This window comes from Paenibacillus sp. FSL R7-269 (assembly GCF_000517865.1).
Classification (GTDB): Bacteria; Bacillota; Bacilli; order Paenibacillales; family Paenibacillaceae; genus Paenibacillus_AQ.
The window spans coordinates 89212-104804 of sequence record NZ_ASPS01000030.1; the positions used below are offsets into that span (position 1 = coordinate 89212).

14 protein-coding genes and 1 riboswitch are annotated in these 15593 nt (G+C 51.8%); of the genes, 1 reads left to right on the top strand and 13 read right to left on the bottom strand.

Annotation, left to right across the window (positions count from 1 at the left end; all coding sequences use genetic code 11):
- Positions 1–157 precede the first annotated feature (157 nt).
- The 13 genes from C162_RS15380 to C162_RS15435 all read right to left on the bottom strand — a co-directional run bounded on the left by C162_RS15380 (position 158) and on the right by C162_RS15435 (position 14395).
- Positions 158–967, bottom strand: a complete 810-nt coding sequence (locus tag C162_RS15380; protein ID WP_036695379.1) for a (2Fe-2S)-binding protein — start codon at positions 965–967, stop codon at positions 158–160.
- Positions 968–976: 9 nt separating this feature from the next.
- The gene (locus C162_RS15385) at positions 977–1783 is read right to left on the bottom strand and encodes an ABC transporter ATP-binding protein (RefSeq protein WP_036695380.1); all 807 of its coding nucleotides are present in this window, start codon (positions 1781–1783) and stop codon (positions 977–979) included.
- Between the two features lie 187 nt (positions 1784–1970).
- Positions 1971–3788, bottom strand: coding sequence for an APC family permease (locus tag C162_RS15390; protein WP_036695381.1), 1818 nt, complete (start codon positions 3786–3788; stop codon positions 1971–1973).
- 129 nt (positions 3789–3917) lie between these two features.
- Positions 3918–4077, bottom strand: a riboswitch (cyclic di-AMP (ydaO/yuaA leader).
- 226 nt (positions 4078–4303) lie between these two features.
- Positions 4304–4738, bottom strand: a complete 435-nt coding sequence (locus C162_RS15395; RefSeq protein WP_036695382.1) for a disulfide oxidoreductase — start codon at positions 4736–4738, stop codon at positions 4304–4306.
- A complete protein-coding gene (locus C162_RS15400) occupies positions 4735–5493 on the bottom strand; it encodes a DsbA family protein (RefSeq protein WP_051493533.1) in 759 nt (252 codons plus the stop codon). The genes C162_RS15395 and C162_RS15400 overlap by 4 nt, the downstream gene beginning before the upstream one ends.
- A gap of 92 nt (positions 5494–5585) precedes the next feature.
- On the bottom strand, positions 5586–7505 hold the full coding sequence (locus C162_RS15405; protein WP_051493535.1) for a sensor histidine kinase: 1920 nt from the start codon (positions 7503–7505) through the stop codon (positions 5586–5588).
- A gap of 179 nt (positions 7506–7684) precedes the next feature.
- The gene (locus C162_RS15410) at positions 7685–9001 is read right to left on the bottom strand and encodes a hemolysin family protein (RefSeq protein ID WP_036695384.1); all 1317 of its coding nucleotides are present in this window, start codon (positions 8999–9001) and stop codon (positions 7685–7687) included.
- A 316-nt stretch (positions 9002–9317) separates the two neighbouring features.
- Positions 9318–9719 (bottom strand): spore coat protein GerQ, encoded by a 402-nt coding sequence (gerQ, locus tag C162_RS15415; protein ID WP_235218446.1) that lies wholly within the window; start codon positions 9717–9719, stop codon positions 9318–9320.
- A 210-nt stretch (positions 9720–9929) separates the two neighbouring features.
- Entirely contained in the window at positions 9930–10352 is a 423-nt protein-coding gene (locus C162_RS15420; RefSeq protein ID WP_036695386.1) for a cell wall hydrolase, read from the bottom strand.
- Positions 10353–10595: 243 nt separating this feature from the next.
- Positions 10596–10994 (bottom strand): DUF2500 domain-containing protein, encoded by a 399-nt coding sequence (locus C162_RS15425; RefSeq protein WP_036695387.1) that lies wholly within the window; start codon positions 10992–10994, stop codon positions 10596–10598.
- A gap of 273 nt (positions 10995–11267) precedes the next feature.
- Positions 11268–11444 (bottom strand): hypothetical protein, encoded by a 177-nt coding sequence (locus C162_RS36630; RefSeq protein ID WP_179090460.1) that lies wholly within the window; start codon positions 11442–11444, stop codon positions 11268–11270.
- Positions 11445–11673: 229 nt separating this feature from the next.
- Positions 11674–12966, bottom strand: coding sequence for a WD40/YVTN/BNR-like repeat-containing protein (locus C162_RS15430; protein WP_051493537.1), 1293 nt, complete (start codon positions 12964–12966; stop codon positions 11674–11676).
- Positions 12967–13009: 43 nt separating this feature from the next.
- Positions 13010–14395 (bottom strand): APC family permease, encoded by a 1386-nt coding sequence (locus C162_RS15435; protein WP_036695388.1) that lies wholly within the window; start codon positions 14393–14395, stop codon positions 13010–13012.
- Positions 14396–14595: 200 nt separating this feature from the next.
- Here C162_RS15435 and C162_RS15440 point away from each other — a divergent pair, with 200 nt between their 5' ends.
- A complete protein-coding gene (locus C162_RS15440) occupies positions 14596–15519 on the top strand; it encodes an L-lactate dehydrogenase (RefSeq protein ID WP_036695389.1) in 924 nt (307 codons plus the stop codon).
- The last annotated feature ends 74 nt before the right edge of the window (positions 15520–15593 follow it).

The following is a 15593-nucleotide window of genomic DNA, read 5'->3' on the forward strand; positions in this document are numbered from 1 at the left end:
CTAACTCTATGAACAAGATAATGGTGGTGCTTATTGCCGGGCCATCACGGCTTCAGCAACCACAACTTTAACAACGAACAGGCTCCCTTGTCAATGACAGGAGCCTGTTAAGAAGCTGCATATAGCAATATTATGCTTCGAAATTCCCAATTATACCCTATTTGATAGCCGCCGTGCTCTCGGAACGGAATTCCTCCCGCCGTGCGGACCGTTCCTCCTCCTTCATCCGGGGACAGGTATAACACAGCCGCCCGCCCTCAGTCCTGTAATACATGCAGCAGCGGTTACGCATCTGAACCGTCTGCTGCGGGTCCGCGAGCGATTCGATTCTCCGCACCTTCACCTGGAACGGATTCCGCGGCATCCCGAATACGGCAGCAGGCAGCTCATCCTTCAGATAGGCGTAATCCTCCTCCAGCCGGCGTAGCTGGAGCGGATCTGTAAGCTCAGCAGCAAAGGCTTCCGCATAATAATTGAATTTGGTCGGCATCTGTCCCCAGATCTCCCCATGCGAAAGGCCGCTCACCTGTGAAGCCATGCGGATCAGCGGCACGGCTGTGCTCTGGTAGAAGCTGGTGAGCACCTCATTGCGCCAGGCCTTCCGTTCAGGCTCATCCGCAGGAGCTTGTCCCATCCCCCATTCACGAAGCGAGAAGGCAACACGGCAGTAGCCGTCTGCCGGAACGAGATGCAGCTGAAGGTTCCGTAAGCTGAAGTCCGGTACACATAGGTAGCCGGTCACGGAATACTGGACCGCGAGTGCAATAATGCTCAGATAACCACCGAAATACGCACCGGCCGCTTTATCGTCAAGCGCCTTCATCAGCGGCCGGTAAGCCTCCATGAAGGTCCTCATCCCCGCCTCTTCTGCCAGTTCTGCAGCGGCGAAGGAATACACGGCTCCTTCGGGTACCTTAGCATGGAGATCGAACTTGGAACTATATTCTTGCCTCAGGAATTCATTCATGTTCCTCTCCTACAGCCCGGCAACTTTGTACGCAGCCAGCTCGTAAGGCAGACAGAGCGGCACACCTGTACGCGGATCAGGCACAATATCCGCCTCAATGCCGAATACCTCACGCAGCACTGCCGGTGTCATTACCTCATTCGGAGCGCCTTCACTGATCACATTGCCGGATTTGATCGCTACCATATGCTGCGCGTAACGGGAGGCATGGTTCAAATCATGGACAACCATAATGATCGTCCGGCCTTCCTGCTCATTCAGCTTCTGCAGCAGCTGAAGCACCTCCAGCTGATGGGCCATATCCAGGAAAGTCGTCGGCTCATCAAGGAACAGAATCTCCGTCTGCTGTGCCAGCGCCATGGCGATCCAGGCCCGCTGCCGTTGTCCGCCGGAGAGCCGGTCAATCGGCCGGTCACGGAATTCATTCATGCCGGTCAATTCAATCGCCTCGGCAATAATGCTGCGGTCTTCAGGCGTCAGGCTGCCGAAGCCCTTCTGATGCGGATACCGACCGTACCCTACCAGCTCAGATACCGTTAACCCGTCCGGGGCAGTAGGATTCTGCGGCAGAATCGCCAACTGGCGGGCCACCTCTTTGGTGGACAGATTGTGAATAGACTTCCCGTCCAGCATGACATTGCCGCTCTTCGGCTTCATGATCCGGGCCATCGTCTTCAGAATCGTGGACTTCCCGGAGCCGTTCGCTCCGACGAGCGCCGTAATCTTCCCTGTCGGAAGCGACAGATTCAGCCCCTTTACAATCATTGTCTCCGCATATCCGATGCTCAGCTGCTCTGTATTTAAACGTTCCGACATGATAACACTCCTCGTATAAATGTAATGGAGCAAGGCTCCTCTATTATAAATATGGCTATGAAACAGACAAGCTCAATTATTGCTTATAGATTGATGATATTGATTCTCATTATCTCTGTCAACTAAAACGTAAAAACGGCCGCCTCCGCATGAAGCAGAAACAGCCGTCTTTCTATAATCTTCTATATTATTTATGCAGATGGAAAGGAACCGTGGCGATGACAATATCCTTCTGATTCATCAGATAAGAGCGGATGAACAAGCTGGTCTGATTATGCAGCACCGCCTGCCACCAATGCTTGGTAACGAATTGCGGAATCAGGACGGTAATATGATCCGTTGAAGAGGTCTTCCATTCTACTGTATCGATGAATTTCACCAGCGGGCGGATAATACTGCGGTAGCGGGAGCGCAGTACGATCAGGCGTACTCCGGGGTTCCACTCCTCCCACTTCTGCTCCATCTTGTGAATCTCTTCTTCATCAAAGCCTACATATACAGCGACCACATTATCAGTCAATGACTTCGCATAGCTGATCGAATGTAGTACTGCGCGGGTCACACCGGCGACCGGAACGACTACGGTGCTTCCTTTGATACAAGGCTTATCGGTAGCGGGACAGATCCGCAGCTGATCGGCAATATTCATATAATGGCGGTGAATCCGGTGGAACACGATAATGACGACCGGCAGGAAGATGAAGGCCATCCACACGCTGGAGAATTTGGTGATAATGAAGATCATGGTGATCGTTAACGTGGTGAGCATCCCGACCGTATTCACGGCGAACTTGCTCTGCCAGCCTTGCGGCTTCGTTCTGTACCATTGGACCATCATGCCTAGCTGCGACAGCGTGAACGGAATGAATACCCCTACTGCATATAATGGAATGAGTCCTTCCGTATTCCCGTGAAATGCAGCTACGAGCACTGCCGACATGACGCCGAGGAAAATAATGCCGTTGGAGAAGCCAAGCCGGTCGCCGCGCACCATGAAGGCATGGGGCAGATATTTGTCTTTGGCGAACATGAACGCCAGCAGCGGGAAGGCCGAGTACGCCGTATTGGCTGCCAGGAACAGGATAACCGCCGTAATCCCCTGAATGAAGAAGTACAGCCCGCCACGGCCGAAGGTAGACTCGGTAATCTGTGAGACCACGGTGGCCTTCTCATCGGGCATGATGCCGTACCAGTAAGCCAGCAGCGTAATGCCTGTGAACATAGCTCCGAGAATGAGGCCCATGAGCATCAGCGTTTTGGCTGCATTTTTCTCCGCCGGCGCTTTGAAGTTAGGAATGGCATTGGAGACCGCCTCTACCCCGGTTAGGGCCGAACAACCGGAGCTGAATGCCTTCAGCAGCAGGAACATACTGACATTGGAGACTGCCGTACCAATCTCAGGAACGTGTGCATGAGCCCCGCCGGTTGCATATTTGAAGATCCCTGCGATAATCAGCACGAAGATGGAGACGACGAACAGATAGACCGGGATGGCGATGAACGAAGCCGATTCGGTCACCCCGCGCAGATTAACAATCGTTAAGAGTACGATAACAGATACCGCTATGAGGACACTATGATTATGCAGATTTGGAAAAGCTGAAGTGATCGCGTCCGTCCCCGCCGAGGCGCTTACCGCCACCGTCAGAATGTAATCCACCAGCAGCGAGCCGCCGGCCAGAAGCCCAGTATGCACTCCAAGATTGGTTTTGGCTACAATATAAGCTCCTCCGCCCTGCGGATAAGCGAATATCGTCTGCCGATAGGACAGAATCAGAATAGCCAGCAAGCCCAGTACGGCTAATGCAATTGGCAAGGAGTACCAGATGGCGGTGAACCCGGCGGCCACCAGTACGATTAGAATTTGTTCTGTTCCGTAGGCTACAGACGAGAGCGCATCAGAAGACAGGACAGCCAGTGCTTTCACCTTGGATAACTTTTCATGATCGAGTTCGTTCGACTTCATCGGACGCCCGATCAATAGTCGTTTTACCTTGCTTACCATTGTAGTAACAGTTCCTCTCTTGGTTAAGTTGAAAATGGGGTTTCCCTGCGCTGTTTTCATAAGTGGATTTCATAAATGCAGGCACCAAAATAAGCATACGGAAATGATCCGCATGCCTAATGTGCATGGTCATTATCCCACTAGTGGCTTACGAGGTTAGCTGGCGGATTCGGACTGTGGTAGCCCTACGGTTACAGCCCTTGCGGCCTGCTCCGATTCACCCCTTTTGGCCTTGGCCAAAGTGTGGTTCCCCCGTTTTTCCTTCCGGAAAATTCAGCGCATATTCAACTTCTCACAAGGACTAATATTAAGCTACAATACGTCTTCCGTAAAGCGTGGAAACAAATGAAAAAAGAATGAAAAGCACTCAAAACAACCAAATTCATCATCCGGTATGTCTTGATCTTTCATTCTCTTTCATTATCCCTTTAACACGTGATTTTACAGGGTTTTTGTATATTATTTTTCGCTAAAATTAAGGGGATTCTCTTCTCTTCCTTCTGCCCGTCAGCTTCTTACTCTGCAGGCTCCTCTTTCCGTCCTGTCCAGAGCAGAATGGAGATTAAGACAAAGGCTATAAGTGCAAGCAGAGGGATCGTAACAAATCCGAACCAATTCAGATAATCCTTGTTGCACGGTACGCCGATGGTGCAGGGAAGCACCTTGCTGAGCGCCGGAATTTTCTGCTCTGCATAATGATAAATAGAGATACAGCCGCCGATCAGACTAAGGGGAAGCACATAAGGAATGATCCGCTTGTCCGCCCGGTAGGTGGCGATCCCCAGCAAGAACAGCTGCGGGTACATGAAGATCCGCTGGAACCAGCACAGCTTGCACGGCTCGTAATGCAGGACCTCACTGAGATACAGGCTTCCCGCTACAGCCACCACACAGACGAACCAGGCCAAGTAGAGACAATTTCGCCGGCAGAAGGCAGAGAAGGCTGTCATTGGGCAGCTCCCGCTGCTGCTGTAGCTGCTTGAATCTGAGCGTCAATCTCCTCCATATTGAAAGGCTCCTTCACCTTGATGCCGTTCACGAACAAGGAAGGTGTATTCGTTACGCCCGCATCCGTGCCAAGCTGAATATCCCGGTCCAGCTCCTTCGCATAGGTGCGGTCGTCAATATCCTTGCGCAGCAGGTCATAATCGACCGGCAGCTCCAGCTGCTTGGCGAGACTCACCATGAAGTCAGGCGTAGCCCACTCCTTGTCTTCATTCCCCTGGTTGGCATAGATCGCATCGAAGTATTTCCAGAACGCTTCCTGGTTCTGATGATACACCGAAAGCGCTGCCAGGGAGGCCGTTCTGGAATCCTTGCCGATGAAGGCCAGATTCACGAAATAGAAGGCTGCTTTATTCTGATCTACATAACCCTGAACGATCTGCGGTTTGATCACACCGGTGAACTGGGCGCAAGCCGGACATTTGAAATCGCCGAATTCCACAATTTTAACCGGAGCATCCTCCTTGCCAAGCCGCATCATTTCGCTGTAATTGAAGGCAACCGGCTTACTGTCTGTACCGGCAGGAGAAGAGTCCTTCGAAGCAAGTATGAATAAGCCTACAAAAATAATAACGACGATAGCCACCGTACTCACGATCAGAATTCTCGTTTTCTGCTTCTGCTGTTCCTGCTCTGCCCTGCGCTTCTCCTGCTTGCTCATTTGGGGAGCCATGACATTGTTCTTTTTTGTTTTGCTCAAAGAGAGTTCCTTTCCGTCCTCAGGACTGTCGTGATAAAAGAATAGTTACTTTCAAATTATATAATGTTAACTCTCTTGTTGGCAATCGCTGCTTATACGGCTTCGTTCTCCTCTGCTGACTCCCCGCCCCCTGTATCCTTGCCGAAGAATACCTCCGGGGAATGCTCCTGCGACTGCAGCTTAATTCTGAAGAAGAATTGTGTACCGCCTCCCTCTGCCGGTTCTGCCCAGATCTCTCCTTGCATCAGGTCTACAAGCTTCTTGCAGATCGCAAGGCCCAGACCCGTTCCGGGGTATTTGCGGGTATGCGACGCGTCCACCTGCGAGAAGGACTGGAAGAGCAGCTGCAGCTTATCCGGGGAGATGCCAATGCCGGTGTCGCGCACCATGAATTGCAGCGCCTGAGCGGTCTCCCTGACGCCATAGGACTCCACCTTAACCGTTACCGTGCCGGATGGCGTGAATTTCACCGCATTGCCGATCAGATTGATCAGAATCTGGCGGATACGCGCAGCATCCCCGGTGAACTTGTCGGGAAGCCCCTCTTCGATCACAAGCTCCAGGGATAACGGCTTGTCTTGCGTGCTCACCACGAACAGATCCATACAGCCCTGGAGAAGCGCCTTCAGCCCGAATGTATCCTTGGTCAACGAGAGACTATCCGCCTCCAGCCGGGAGATATCGAGAATATCGCTCATCACATGCAGCAGAGCGTGGCTGCTTGTACTCTGAAGCCGCAGGAGCTCCAGATGCTCGGGATTGCTGATCTCCTCGGCCAGCAGCTGGTTGACACCGATAATGCCGTTCAGCGGTGTGCGAATCTCATGGCTCATGGTGGCAAGGAACTCGCTCTTCATCGTCACAGCACTCTCCGCGGCATCCCTGGCCTCCAGCAGCTCATACTGATACTTCATAAGGGCTGTCACATCCTCGGCCACAATATAGACCCACTGCTCCGTATGATGCAGCAAAGGAAAGACGGTGACACTGCAGATCAGCTGCTCCCCGCCTTTGCTCCGGACCTTCAGCTCAAGCTTAGAGGACTGGCCCCGTGACGCACGTGTTACGGCATCCCGAACAGCCGCGTCATCCCGTTCGCTGTACAGTATCGCCTTATAATTCCCCAGTTCTTCTCTGCTATATCCGGTAATGTCCCGCAGAGCAGGATTAGCACTGATAATCTTCTTGCGTGCAGGATCAATACAGATCACCATATCAGGGTTATGCTCAAACAGCGCAGTATACCGCTGCTCATTAAAAGCTGCTGACTGGAGTATCCGCTGCCGGTCCCTGTACAGCAGAGCAAGGACGATCGACACAATGAACAGGAAAGAGCCGCAGAGAATCATTCCCAGTATGGAATCCTGCAAATAGAGCACTTGTCCGGCAGCACTGGTCTGTTCTCTTATCGGGAATGAAGCGCCCGCCATGGCAGCGTAATGGATGCCTGTGAACGCGCCGGTCAGGGTCAGGACAAGCAGCAGTTTTTTGAAGCTGAACATATTGTAGGCCTGCTCCAGCCACTTCGGATCATAGGATGCGGTGACCACCGGGACGATCAGGGCGAACAACACCGCCAGTGTAATAGAGAAGGCGCCTTGCTCATACGTTGCCGTAAGTCTCATCGACAGAATGCCGCTGAAATGCATAATCAGGATGCCGCTGCTGAACAAGAGGCCGCCCAGAGCCAGATAGACCCTGCTGCGGGTGTGCGGGTTATTCAGCATAACTAACAGCATATAAGAAGCTGCGACGGGGATCACTAGAGAGAACGCCAGCAGAGGCAGATTATACGATACCGGAACGCCCATTTCCATTGCCCGCATCCCGATGAAATGCATGCTCCACAGGCCTGTGCCAAGCACCAGGGAGATGAGTAGAATGAACCGGGAGCTCCGCTGGCCGCGAAGCAGGCGTTCCGTCAGATCGAGCGCCGTGAAGCAGGAGAGAAAGGCTACCGCAACCGACAAGAGGACAAGCAGATCATTGTAAGTGTTCAAAGGATGCTCCAACGCTCCCGCCCCTTTCTTGAGTCGGATATATTACATGTATTTACACTCCCTTACCCGCCTTAAATCCAGCCGAATCGCAATAACGCCAGAACCATTCATCCATATAATGACAAAGAACCTTATAATGACAAAAAAGCACAGCGCTGTAGTAGCGCCATGCTTATAGTATATGCAACAGCTTATGCTCCGGCTTCTTCCGTCAATAACTGCAGCTTCAGCAGCTTAATCCGGGAAATCCGCTTATTATCGGTTTCTTCGACCACGAATAAATGATTGTCGAACTCAATAGACTGGCCCTTTTGCGGCGGATTGACCTCCAGCTTGGAATACAGCCAGCCGCCGATCGTATCATAATCATCAGTCTCCATATGGATTCCGAGCTTGTCGTTAATCTCTTCAATCAGCATCAGTCCGTCTAAAGAGAACTCATCCTCTCCCAGCTGCTCAATGCCGGGCCGCTCCTCGTCGAACTCATCCTGAATCTCACCGACAATCTCTTCCATAATATCCTCCAGTGTAACCATCCCCGAGGTACCGCCGTATTCATCAATAAGAATGGCGATCTGGGTCTTGGCACGCTGCATGACCTTCAGGAGGCTGCTGATCTGAATCGATTCCGGTACCGTCAATATCGGACGGATCAGTTCATTATAGCTCGGTGCCTTCTCCCGAATCATATCCTTGATATGAATGAAACCAAGAATATGGTCCTTGTCACCGTCACAGACCGGATAACGGGTTCTCATGCCATCGAAGGCAATCTCCAGATTCTCCTCCGTCTCCAGATGCGTGTTCAGACAGATCATCTCGGTACGCGGAATCATAATCTCCCGGGCCATCGTGTCGGCAAATCCAAAAATATTATCCACCAGTGTCATTTCTGTGTTGTCGATCAAGCCGCTTTTGTTACTCTCCTGCATCAGAATGCGGATTTCTTCCTCCGTATGCGCAGTAGCCAGCTCGGAAGCCGGTGTCAGACGGAAGATCCTCAGCAGTCCCCGGGCAAGCCCGTTAACCACCCAGATGAATGGAAACATGATCCGGTAGAACACATTCATCGGTCCCGCAGTTAACAGAAGCACCGCCTCAGCCTTATTCACAGCAATGGTCTTCGGTGCAAGCTCGCCGAGTACGATATGGAGAACCGTGATGAACATGAAGGCAATAATCAGGGAGATGACAAATACGGTCGTTTCATCAAAGCCCAGACCTCTGACCAGCGGCCCCACAATCGTGGCCACGGCCGGTTCTCCCAGCCAGCCCAGTGCAAGTGAAGCAAGGGTTACCCCAAGCTGGCAGGCCGACAGAAATCCATCCAGATTATGGACAATGTTCCTTGCCGCCAGCGCTCTCTTGCTGCCTTCCTCAATCAGCGATTCAATGCGCCCGCTGCGCACCTTCACCATCGCGTACTCCACCGAAACGAAAAAACCGTTAAGCAGCACAAGCAAAATAATAAGTCCTACATGTAATATACCGGGTAAAGGGTCGCTCAATTTATACTCCTATCCACCGTAATCTGTACGGCTGGATAGGCCCACCTCCTTCGTTTGCTCAAAATGTCAGACTCGATTACGCTAAGAGAACCCTTGCGTATCAATTCCCCAATGCCCTCATCTCCTATACAAAATCACGGATTATAAATAATACTTTCATTATATAAATATATTAGGTGAAACAGCAAGCATGCGTGTCCCCTCGAAAAATACAGCATATGTACGTACGGGAGCATAAGTAACGGCTGACCGCCTTCAAACCAAGGCGGACAGCCGTTTTTGGATGATTCTATGGATAAATGCCCGGAAAAGCGGTTTAGCAGTTGCGTACTCCCAGCGGATTCCCGATTACACCCGGATATTGATAGACAAGCGGCTCTTCGAAAGTGGCGTAATCAAAGTTAACCATCAGCAGCACCACCCGCTGTCCGGTAGCCCGGTCGCTGATAATCAGGTGGTCACGGCCCGCAGCTTCAAGCACCCCGGTGTAGACCTTGGCATTCCAGTCCTTGTTATTCTCATATGTGAAATAGAAGGTGCCCACCTTGCCAAGATTCAGGCGGAAAATATTCTCCACATAGGACTGTTCAAACACGGGTGCAGCTGTGGAGACCACCGTGCCGCCGGGCATCATGGGACTTCCGCTGCTTACCTGAGGCGGCATGGCGGCCATGGTGCCCATATTCCCCATGTTTCCCATGTTTCCCATGTTTCCCATGTTTCCCATTTTACCCATATTCCCGATGTGTCCCATGTTATTCATATTGTTCATATTGTTCATATTGCTCATGTTATTCATGTTGTTCATGTTATCCATATTGTTCATGCTGCCTGCGGGATTGCTGCCCATCATATAAGGAACTGGGCGGTACGGTTGAACGATCATGTACGGAATACCTCCTAAAGTGTAATAATTGCCTTGTCTTGCCTAGTATACTGCCGGACAATCTCCCTGTGTCGGAGTGAAGAAGCAGTGGGCCTTGTAGCGTCCGGTATTCTGCTGATTGTACCAGGTCGCCGGGCAATCACCGACCGGGCGGAAGAACCAGAGCGCATTCGAGGCCGGCCAGGTTCGCTCCCCGTTAATCGCTCGTTTCGCCAGCCGGATATCAGCCTCCCGCGCCCGCTGATAGAAATATCCCTTTTGCGGGGCTTCGAAGCCCCCGGGGCTCTGGTACACCATGTCGTTCACACTGCGGATGTTGTTGAAATCCAGACAGTTGCCGAGAATCCGGTTCACGCCGACATTGCCGACCATCAGCATGCCTGACTCCCCATCCTCTTCAGCTTCTGCCCGCATCAGCCGTGCAAGCACTCTTACGTCCTCCGAGTTTGTTTTGATGACAGCCACGCGTTCTCCTCCTTGCATACATTTCATTGACGGGTGAGGCTATGCAGACTATTGTTTTCTCCGTTGTTCTTTTGCTGCTCGCTGTATTGTATGTGTATTCGCCCAGGAGGTGACAGTCTGCACCCAATTTTCTGCCGCTTCCTCATCCGTCCCTATGTTGGCGACACGCCAAAAACCCCCTTGCTCCACAACGGGAACTAGGGGGTCACAATAACCATCTATATTACATTTCCATCTTCTTATCTACTCCGCCGTGGAGTAATGAGGGCGCCGCTGAAAGCCATGATACCGTGTGCCCTGATAGGTCAGTATACCTTGATCCCCCTCAGCGCTCATCCCGTATTCCTGTCCCTCCACCTTGAATTCTCTGCGCACCCCATCTTCAGCTTCATAGGTCAGATAGTAGGTGGTGCTGGTCCGGCTGGAGAGGCTATCCTCCTGGGACTGCTGTTGGCGTACTTCGGTCCGCTTGCTCACGATACGGGCGGGAATGGACTGCAGGGGGGCTTTGTTGTTCCGGCTCCACTGAAGCAATCCCCGGCCAGCAGACACAGCGATGATCCCCACGACCAGAGCGAGAAAGACCGGCAATACCGTTCCTGTAAAATCGAACAGCCAGGATGGATCACTCCCCGTTCCCATTGTCTCTTCCCCCTTATTCCCAAGTAGTTAGCACACCTGCCCCTATAGGCTTCTCTACATGTATATGCCCCTTGTCTGCAAGACAGCACCGGTAGAAACGCAAGTAGAAACGGCTTCGCCGTCCTTTGAAAGGATGGTACCGTTTCAGCGAGAAATAGAAGGATAAGTTATCGTGTTAAACATATAAGGTCTTATATTTGCAAAAAGACCATTCAGGTTCCAGTACTGCCGGGAACTTAAATGGCCTTCTATAATACCCGAGTGGCGGTTACATTAAGCATGTACGAGGTCTAACAGTTGTCTGGTTTCGTTCGTTTCTTCCGGCATCATGCCGTTCTCTGCCCAGCAGGCTTTGCATTGTTCTTCAGTCTGGCACAGGTGAGCGTCATCGCAGTTGTAGCACAGTTGCATCAGGTTTCTAGTCATATAATCCGTTTCAAAAGTTGTCATTGTAATCTCTCCTATTCGGGTTGAAGGTTTGTTTGAAAGTTTGTGAAAAAATGAACTTGCTTTCTATGTGTTAAATATATCACAGGAATCAGAGTTTGTCATGTGATTTTTTTCACATTTTTAAAGAAAATTTTAAATAAGATTTTTCCTTATATTGTAGAGGACTTTAAGCGGATTTAATGTGAAAAAAAGAGGCTATCCGTCAGAACGGATAACCTCTTGCAGAGTATTACATTACACGCCAGCTCTCGCCGCCATTGGTGGTCTGAAGCAGGATCGACCTGCGGTCTTCTTCCTTAGAGATCAGCAGCCAGCCTACATCACTTGAGATGAATTGCAGCTTCACTACCTCCGGATACTCCAGGAGCTTGGACTGCAGCACCGTGCTGGCCGGGAGGGCCGTCCAGGTCACTCCCTGGTTCACCGTCTTATAGAGCAGGTTGCCTTCCAGCGACCAGCCCGTCATGGCATTCAGGAAGTCGGGTGCCACCTTCCGGTTCATCCCAGAGAGCACCGGCCGCCCGAATGTGGTGAACTTCCAATTCTCTCCCCCATTGGCGGTAAAATAACCGTTAAAGCTCATACTGTCTTCTTTGTCCTTCTGACAGCCGACCGGCATCCAGCCCCCGGCCGCATTCTCCCCGAAGAATTCAGGGACACCCGTAACCACCCGGTCACATCCGGCAAAGCTATCATTGACCAGGAATTCCGAACCGGGTACCCAGGTCGCCCCTCCATCCCTGGTCATATAGATCTTGGGCAGAGCGCCAGTCTGCAGCATAACAAACCCGCGGCTCTCATCATTAAAGATCATCCCGGTCGTGACCCCGGCATGCGGAATCGAATTACTCGGCAGATTCGGATTATACTGCTCATTCTGCATCATCAGACTCCAGGTGGCTCCGCCATCCTTGGTAGCATACAAGGCTTTGCTCTCTTTGGTGGCACTAGCATCCCACTTGGTCATAAGCCAGCCGTTCAGACCAGAGCTGAAGTATATGGAGGACAGCTTGTTGGAATCGGGGAACGCAGAGATCTGCCAGCTGTGTCCCCCGTCTGTGGTACGCAGCACCACGGTCTCGGTGGAGCCGAACGAACTGCGGATAATCCAGCCATGTTCGGGGTCGGTGAAGAAAATCTCTTTGCCGTAGACCGGATTGTTCAGAAACTGTACATTCGTAGCTGGTGAGATATTCGCCCAGGTCTTGCCGTTATTGAGCGTCATGTACATTCGCAGCTCGTTGCGCGTTACCCCCCAGGCCAGTCCTGCCGAGGAGGTGAGCAGCCGGAAGTCTGTCAGCCGCGTCTGAATCTGATATTTCTTTGCATTTTCGGGTTCCACATTCTTGTTATCCGGGGTGATGACCGTAATCATCTGCCCTTCTTCCGGCGCTTCAGTCGGCTGAGGAGGCCGGGTAGCCTCCGGTTTAGGGGCGGACGAGCAGGCCGAGAGAACCAGCAGAGCCATAAGAAGCATCAATGCCACTCTTAGAACCTTGGAATATGAAGCTTTGGCTGACAATGCGCTCTCTCCTTTTCTTCTATAATAATGATTGTTTAAAAGATTATTTCTTCGTATTCAGATTACTGCGTCTATAGCCGTACAGTGCGTAGATGACCAGCCCGATTGCAACCCAGATGATGAAGCCAATCCAGGTCTCTCTGCCGAGATTATACATTAAGTAGCCACAGGCTGCCGCACTAAGGAGTGGAACCAGCGGAACCCAAGGAACCCGGAAGCCTCTCTTGAGATCTGTCTTCGTCCGGCGGAGCATAATGACCCCGAGTGACACAACCAGGAAGGCAAATAAGGTACCGATACTCGTCAAATTTGCCAGCCTGTCCAGGGGAACGAGGCCGGTAAGCACAGCGATCAGGCTGCCGACCATCCAGGTGCTGCGCACCGGAGTATGCGTCTTGGCGCTAACCTTGGACAAGCTCTGCGGCAGCAGCCCGTCACGCGAGATCGCGAACAATAGCCGGGTCTGGCCGAATAGCAGAACGAGCAGTACGGTGGTCATCCCGGCTATAGCTCCGATCGAGATCAGCCCGGCAATCTTATCCTGCCCGACGAAACGCAGTGCAAATGACACCGGATCACTGACGTTAAGGCTCTGATAAGGCACAATACCCGTCAGAACCAAGGATACGGCGATATATAAGATTGTACAGATAGCAAGGGATGAGATAATCCCGATCGGAAGATCGCGCTGCGGACGCTTAACTTCTTCTGCGGCGGTTGAAATGGCATCAAAGCCGATATAGGCAAAAAACACAGTAGCCGCGCCGTTCATCACGCCATGAATCCCGAACGGCAGGAACGGCGTCCAGTTCTCCGGCTTCACATAGAAAATACCGGTGATGATGAATAACAGCACCACGGAAATCTTGATTACAACCATCACTGCGTTAAAACGGGCTGTCTCCTTAACTCCCCGTGTCAGCAGATAGGAAATCAGCAGGATAATGATGACGGCAGGCAGATTGATAAACGTTCCCTTATCCGCATTATACGCTCCAGACAAAGCTGTCGGCAAATGTATACCGAAGCCCTCCAGCAGCCCTTGGAAATAACCGGACCATCCGCTGCTTACCGCCGCGGCAGCAACCCCGTATTCCAGTACAAGATCCCAGCCGAGCAGCCAGGCTAGTAATTCACCAAAGGCCACATAGCTGTAAGCATAAGCACTGCCGGATACCGGCAGTGTCGAAGCAAATTCAGAGTAGCACAAGGCGGACAACACACAGGCAATCCCTGCGATGATGAAGGACAGCACCAGTCCCGGGCCGGCATGCTCCGCAGCAGCCACACCCGTCATTACAAAGATCCCGGTGCCGATGATGGCTCCTACTCCAAGCATCGTCAAATCCATGGCGCCCAGTGTCTTGCTAAGCTTCTCCGCTCCGGCATTCTGGGGAATGGCCAGCGGTTTTTTGCGGAATAAATCCATACTTCAGTTCGCTCCTGTCAAGTGGTTGAGTGGATAATAGAAAAACTTTTGTTAGCTTACCCTATTTCGGGTAATGGATGAAAAGCGGACAGCTTGAAAACACTATCCCTAGCGATTATGATGGATTAGATTGGACAGCAAGTGGAATGGCTCTGCCTTCCTTATACTACCAAAATACAAATGCTGGAGGAGATTTAACCATGGCCCCATTTAAGCCCAATCGTGTTGTAGTCATCGGTACCGGTGCAGTCGGAACCACTACAGCCTATACGCTGCTGCTGCGTAAGCGCATGCCCGAGCTTGTTCTGATCGATGTGAACCACCAGAAGGCGCTTGGTGAAGCGCTGGATATGAACCATGGTATGCCTTTTGTAGGAGGCGTGAAGCTATGGGCCGGTACCTATGAGGATTGCCGCGAAGCCGACATTATTATCGTCACAGCCGGAGCCTCCCAGAAGCCTGGTGAAACCCGGATCGACCTGCTCCGCAAGAACATCTCGATCTTCAAAGATATCATTCAGAAAATCACGAAATACAACCATCATGCGATCCTGCTGATTGCGACTAATCCGGTCGATATCCTGTCATACGCTACCCTGAAGATCAGCGGCTTCGACCGCAGACGGGTTATCGGCTCAGGAACGGTACTGGACAGCGCCCGCTTCCGGTACCTGATCGGAAAGCATAAGGAGATTGATCCGCGCAGCATTCATGGACAGATCATCGGGGAGCATGGCGATTCCGAGCTGCCGGTCTGGAGTCTCGCCAATGTCGCCGGGATTGATCTGGGCTTCGATGAAGCCGAACGCAAAGAAATCTTCGAGGATACGAAGAATGCCGCTTACGAGATTATCGATGCCAAAGGATCGACCTCCTACGCCATCGCGCTCGCACTGGACCGCATTGTAGCGTCCATCCTGAACAATGAAGGCTCCGTTCTGAATGTATCCACATTGCTGAACAACTACAACGGCGTCTCCGATGTGTTCCTCGGCGCTCCGTGTGTTGTGGACCGCTCCGGGGTGCGTGAGGTACTGGATCTTCCGCTCAGCGAAGAAGAACAGAGCTTATTCCAGCAGTCCGCTGACAAGCTCAAGAGTGAAATTGCCAAGCTGGAGCTATAATTTCAGCCGAAACAAGCCGGCCGCCAATCCGCAGGATTGGCGGCCTTTTTTTGACATCCAAGCATCCAAGCATT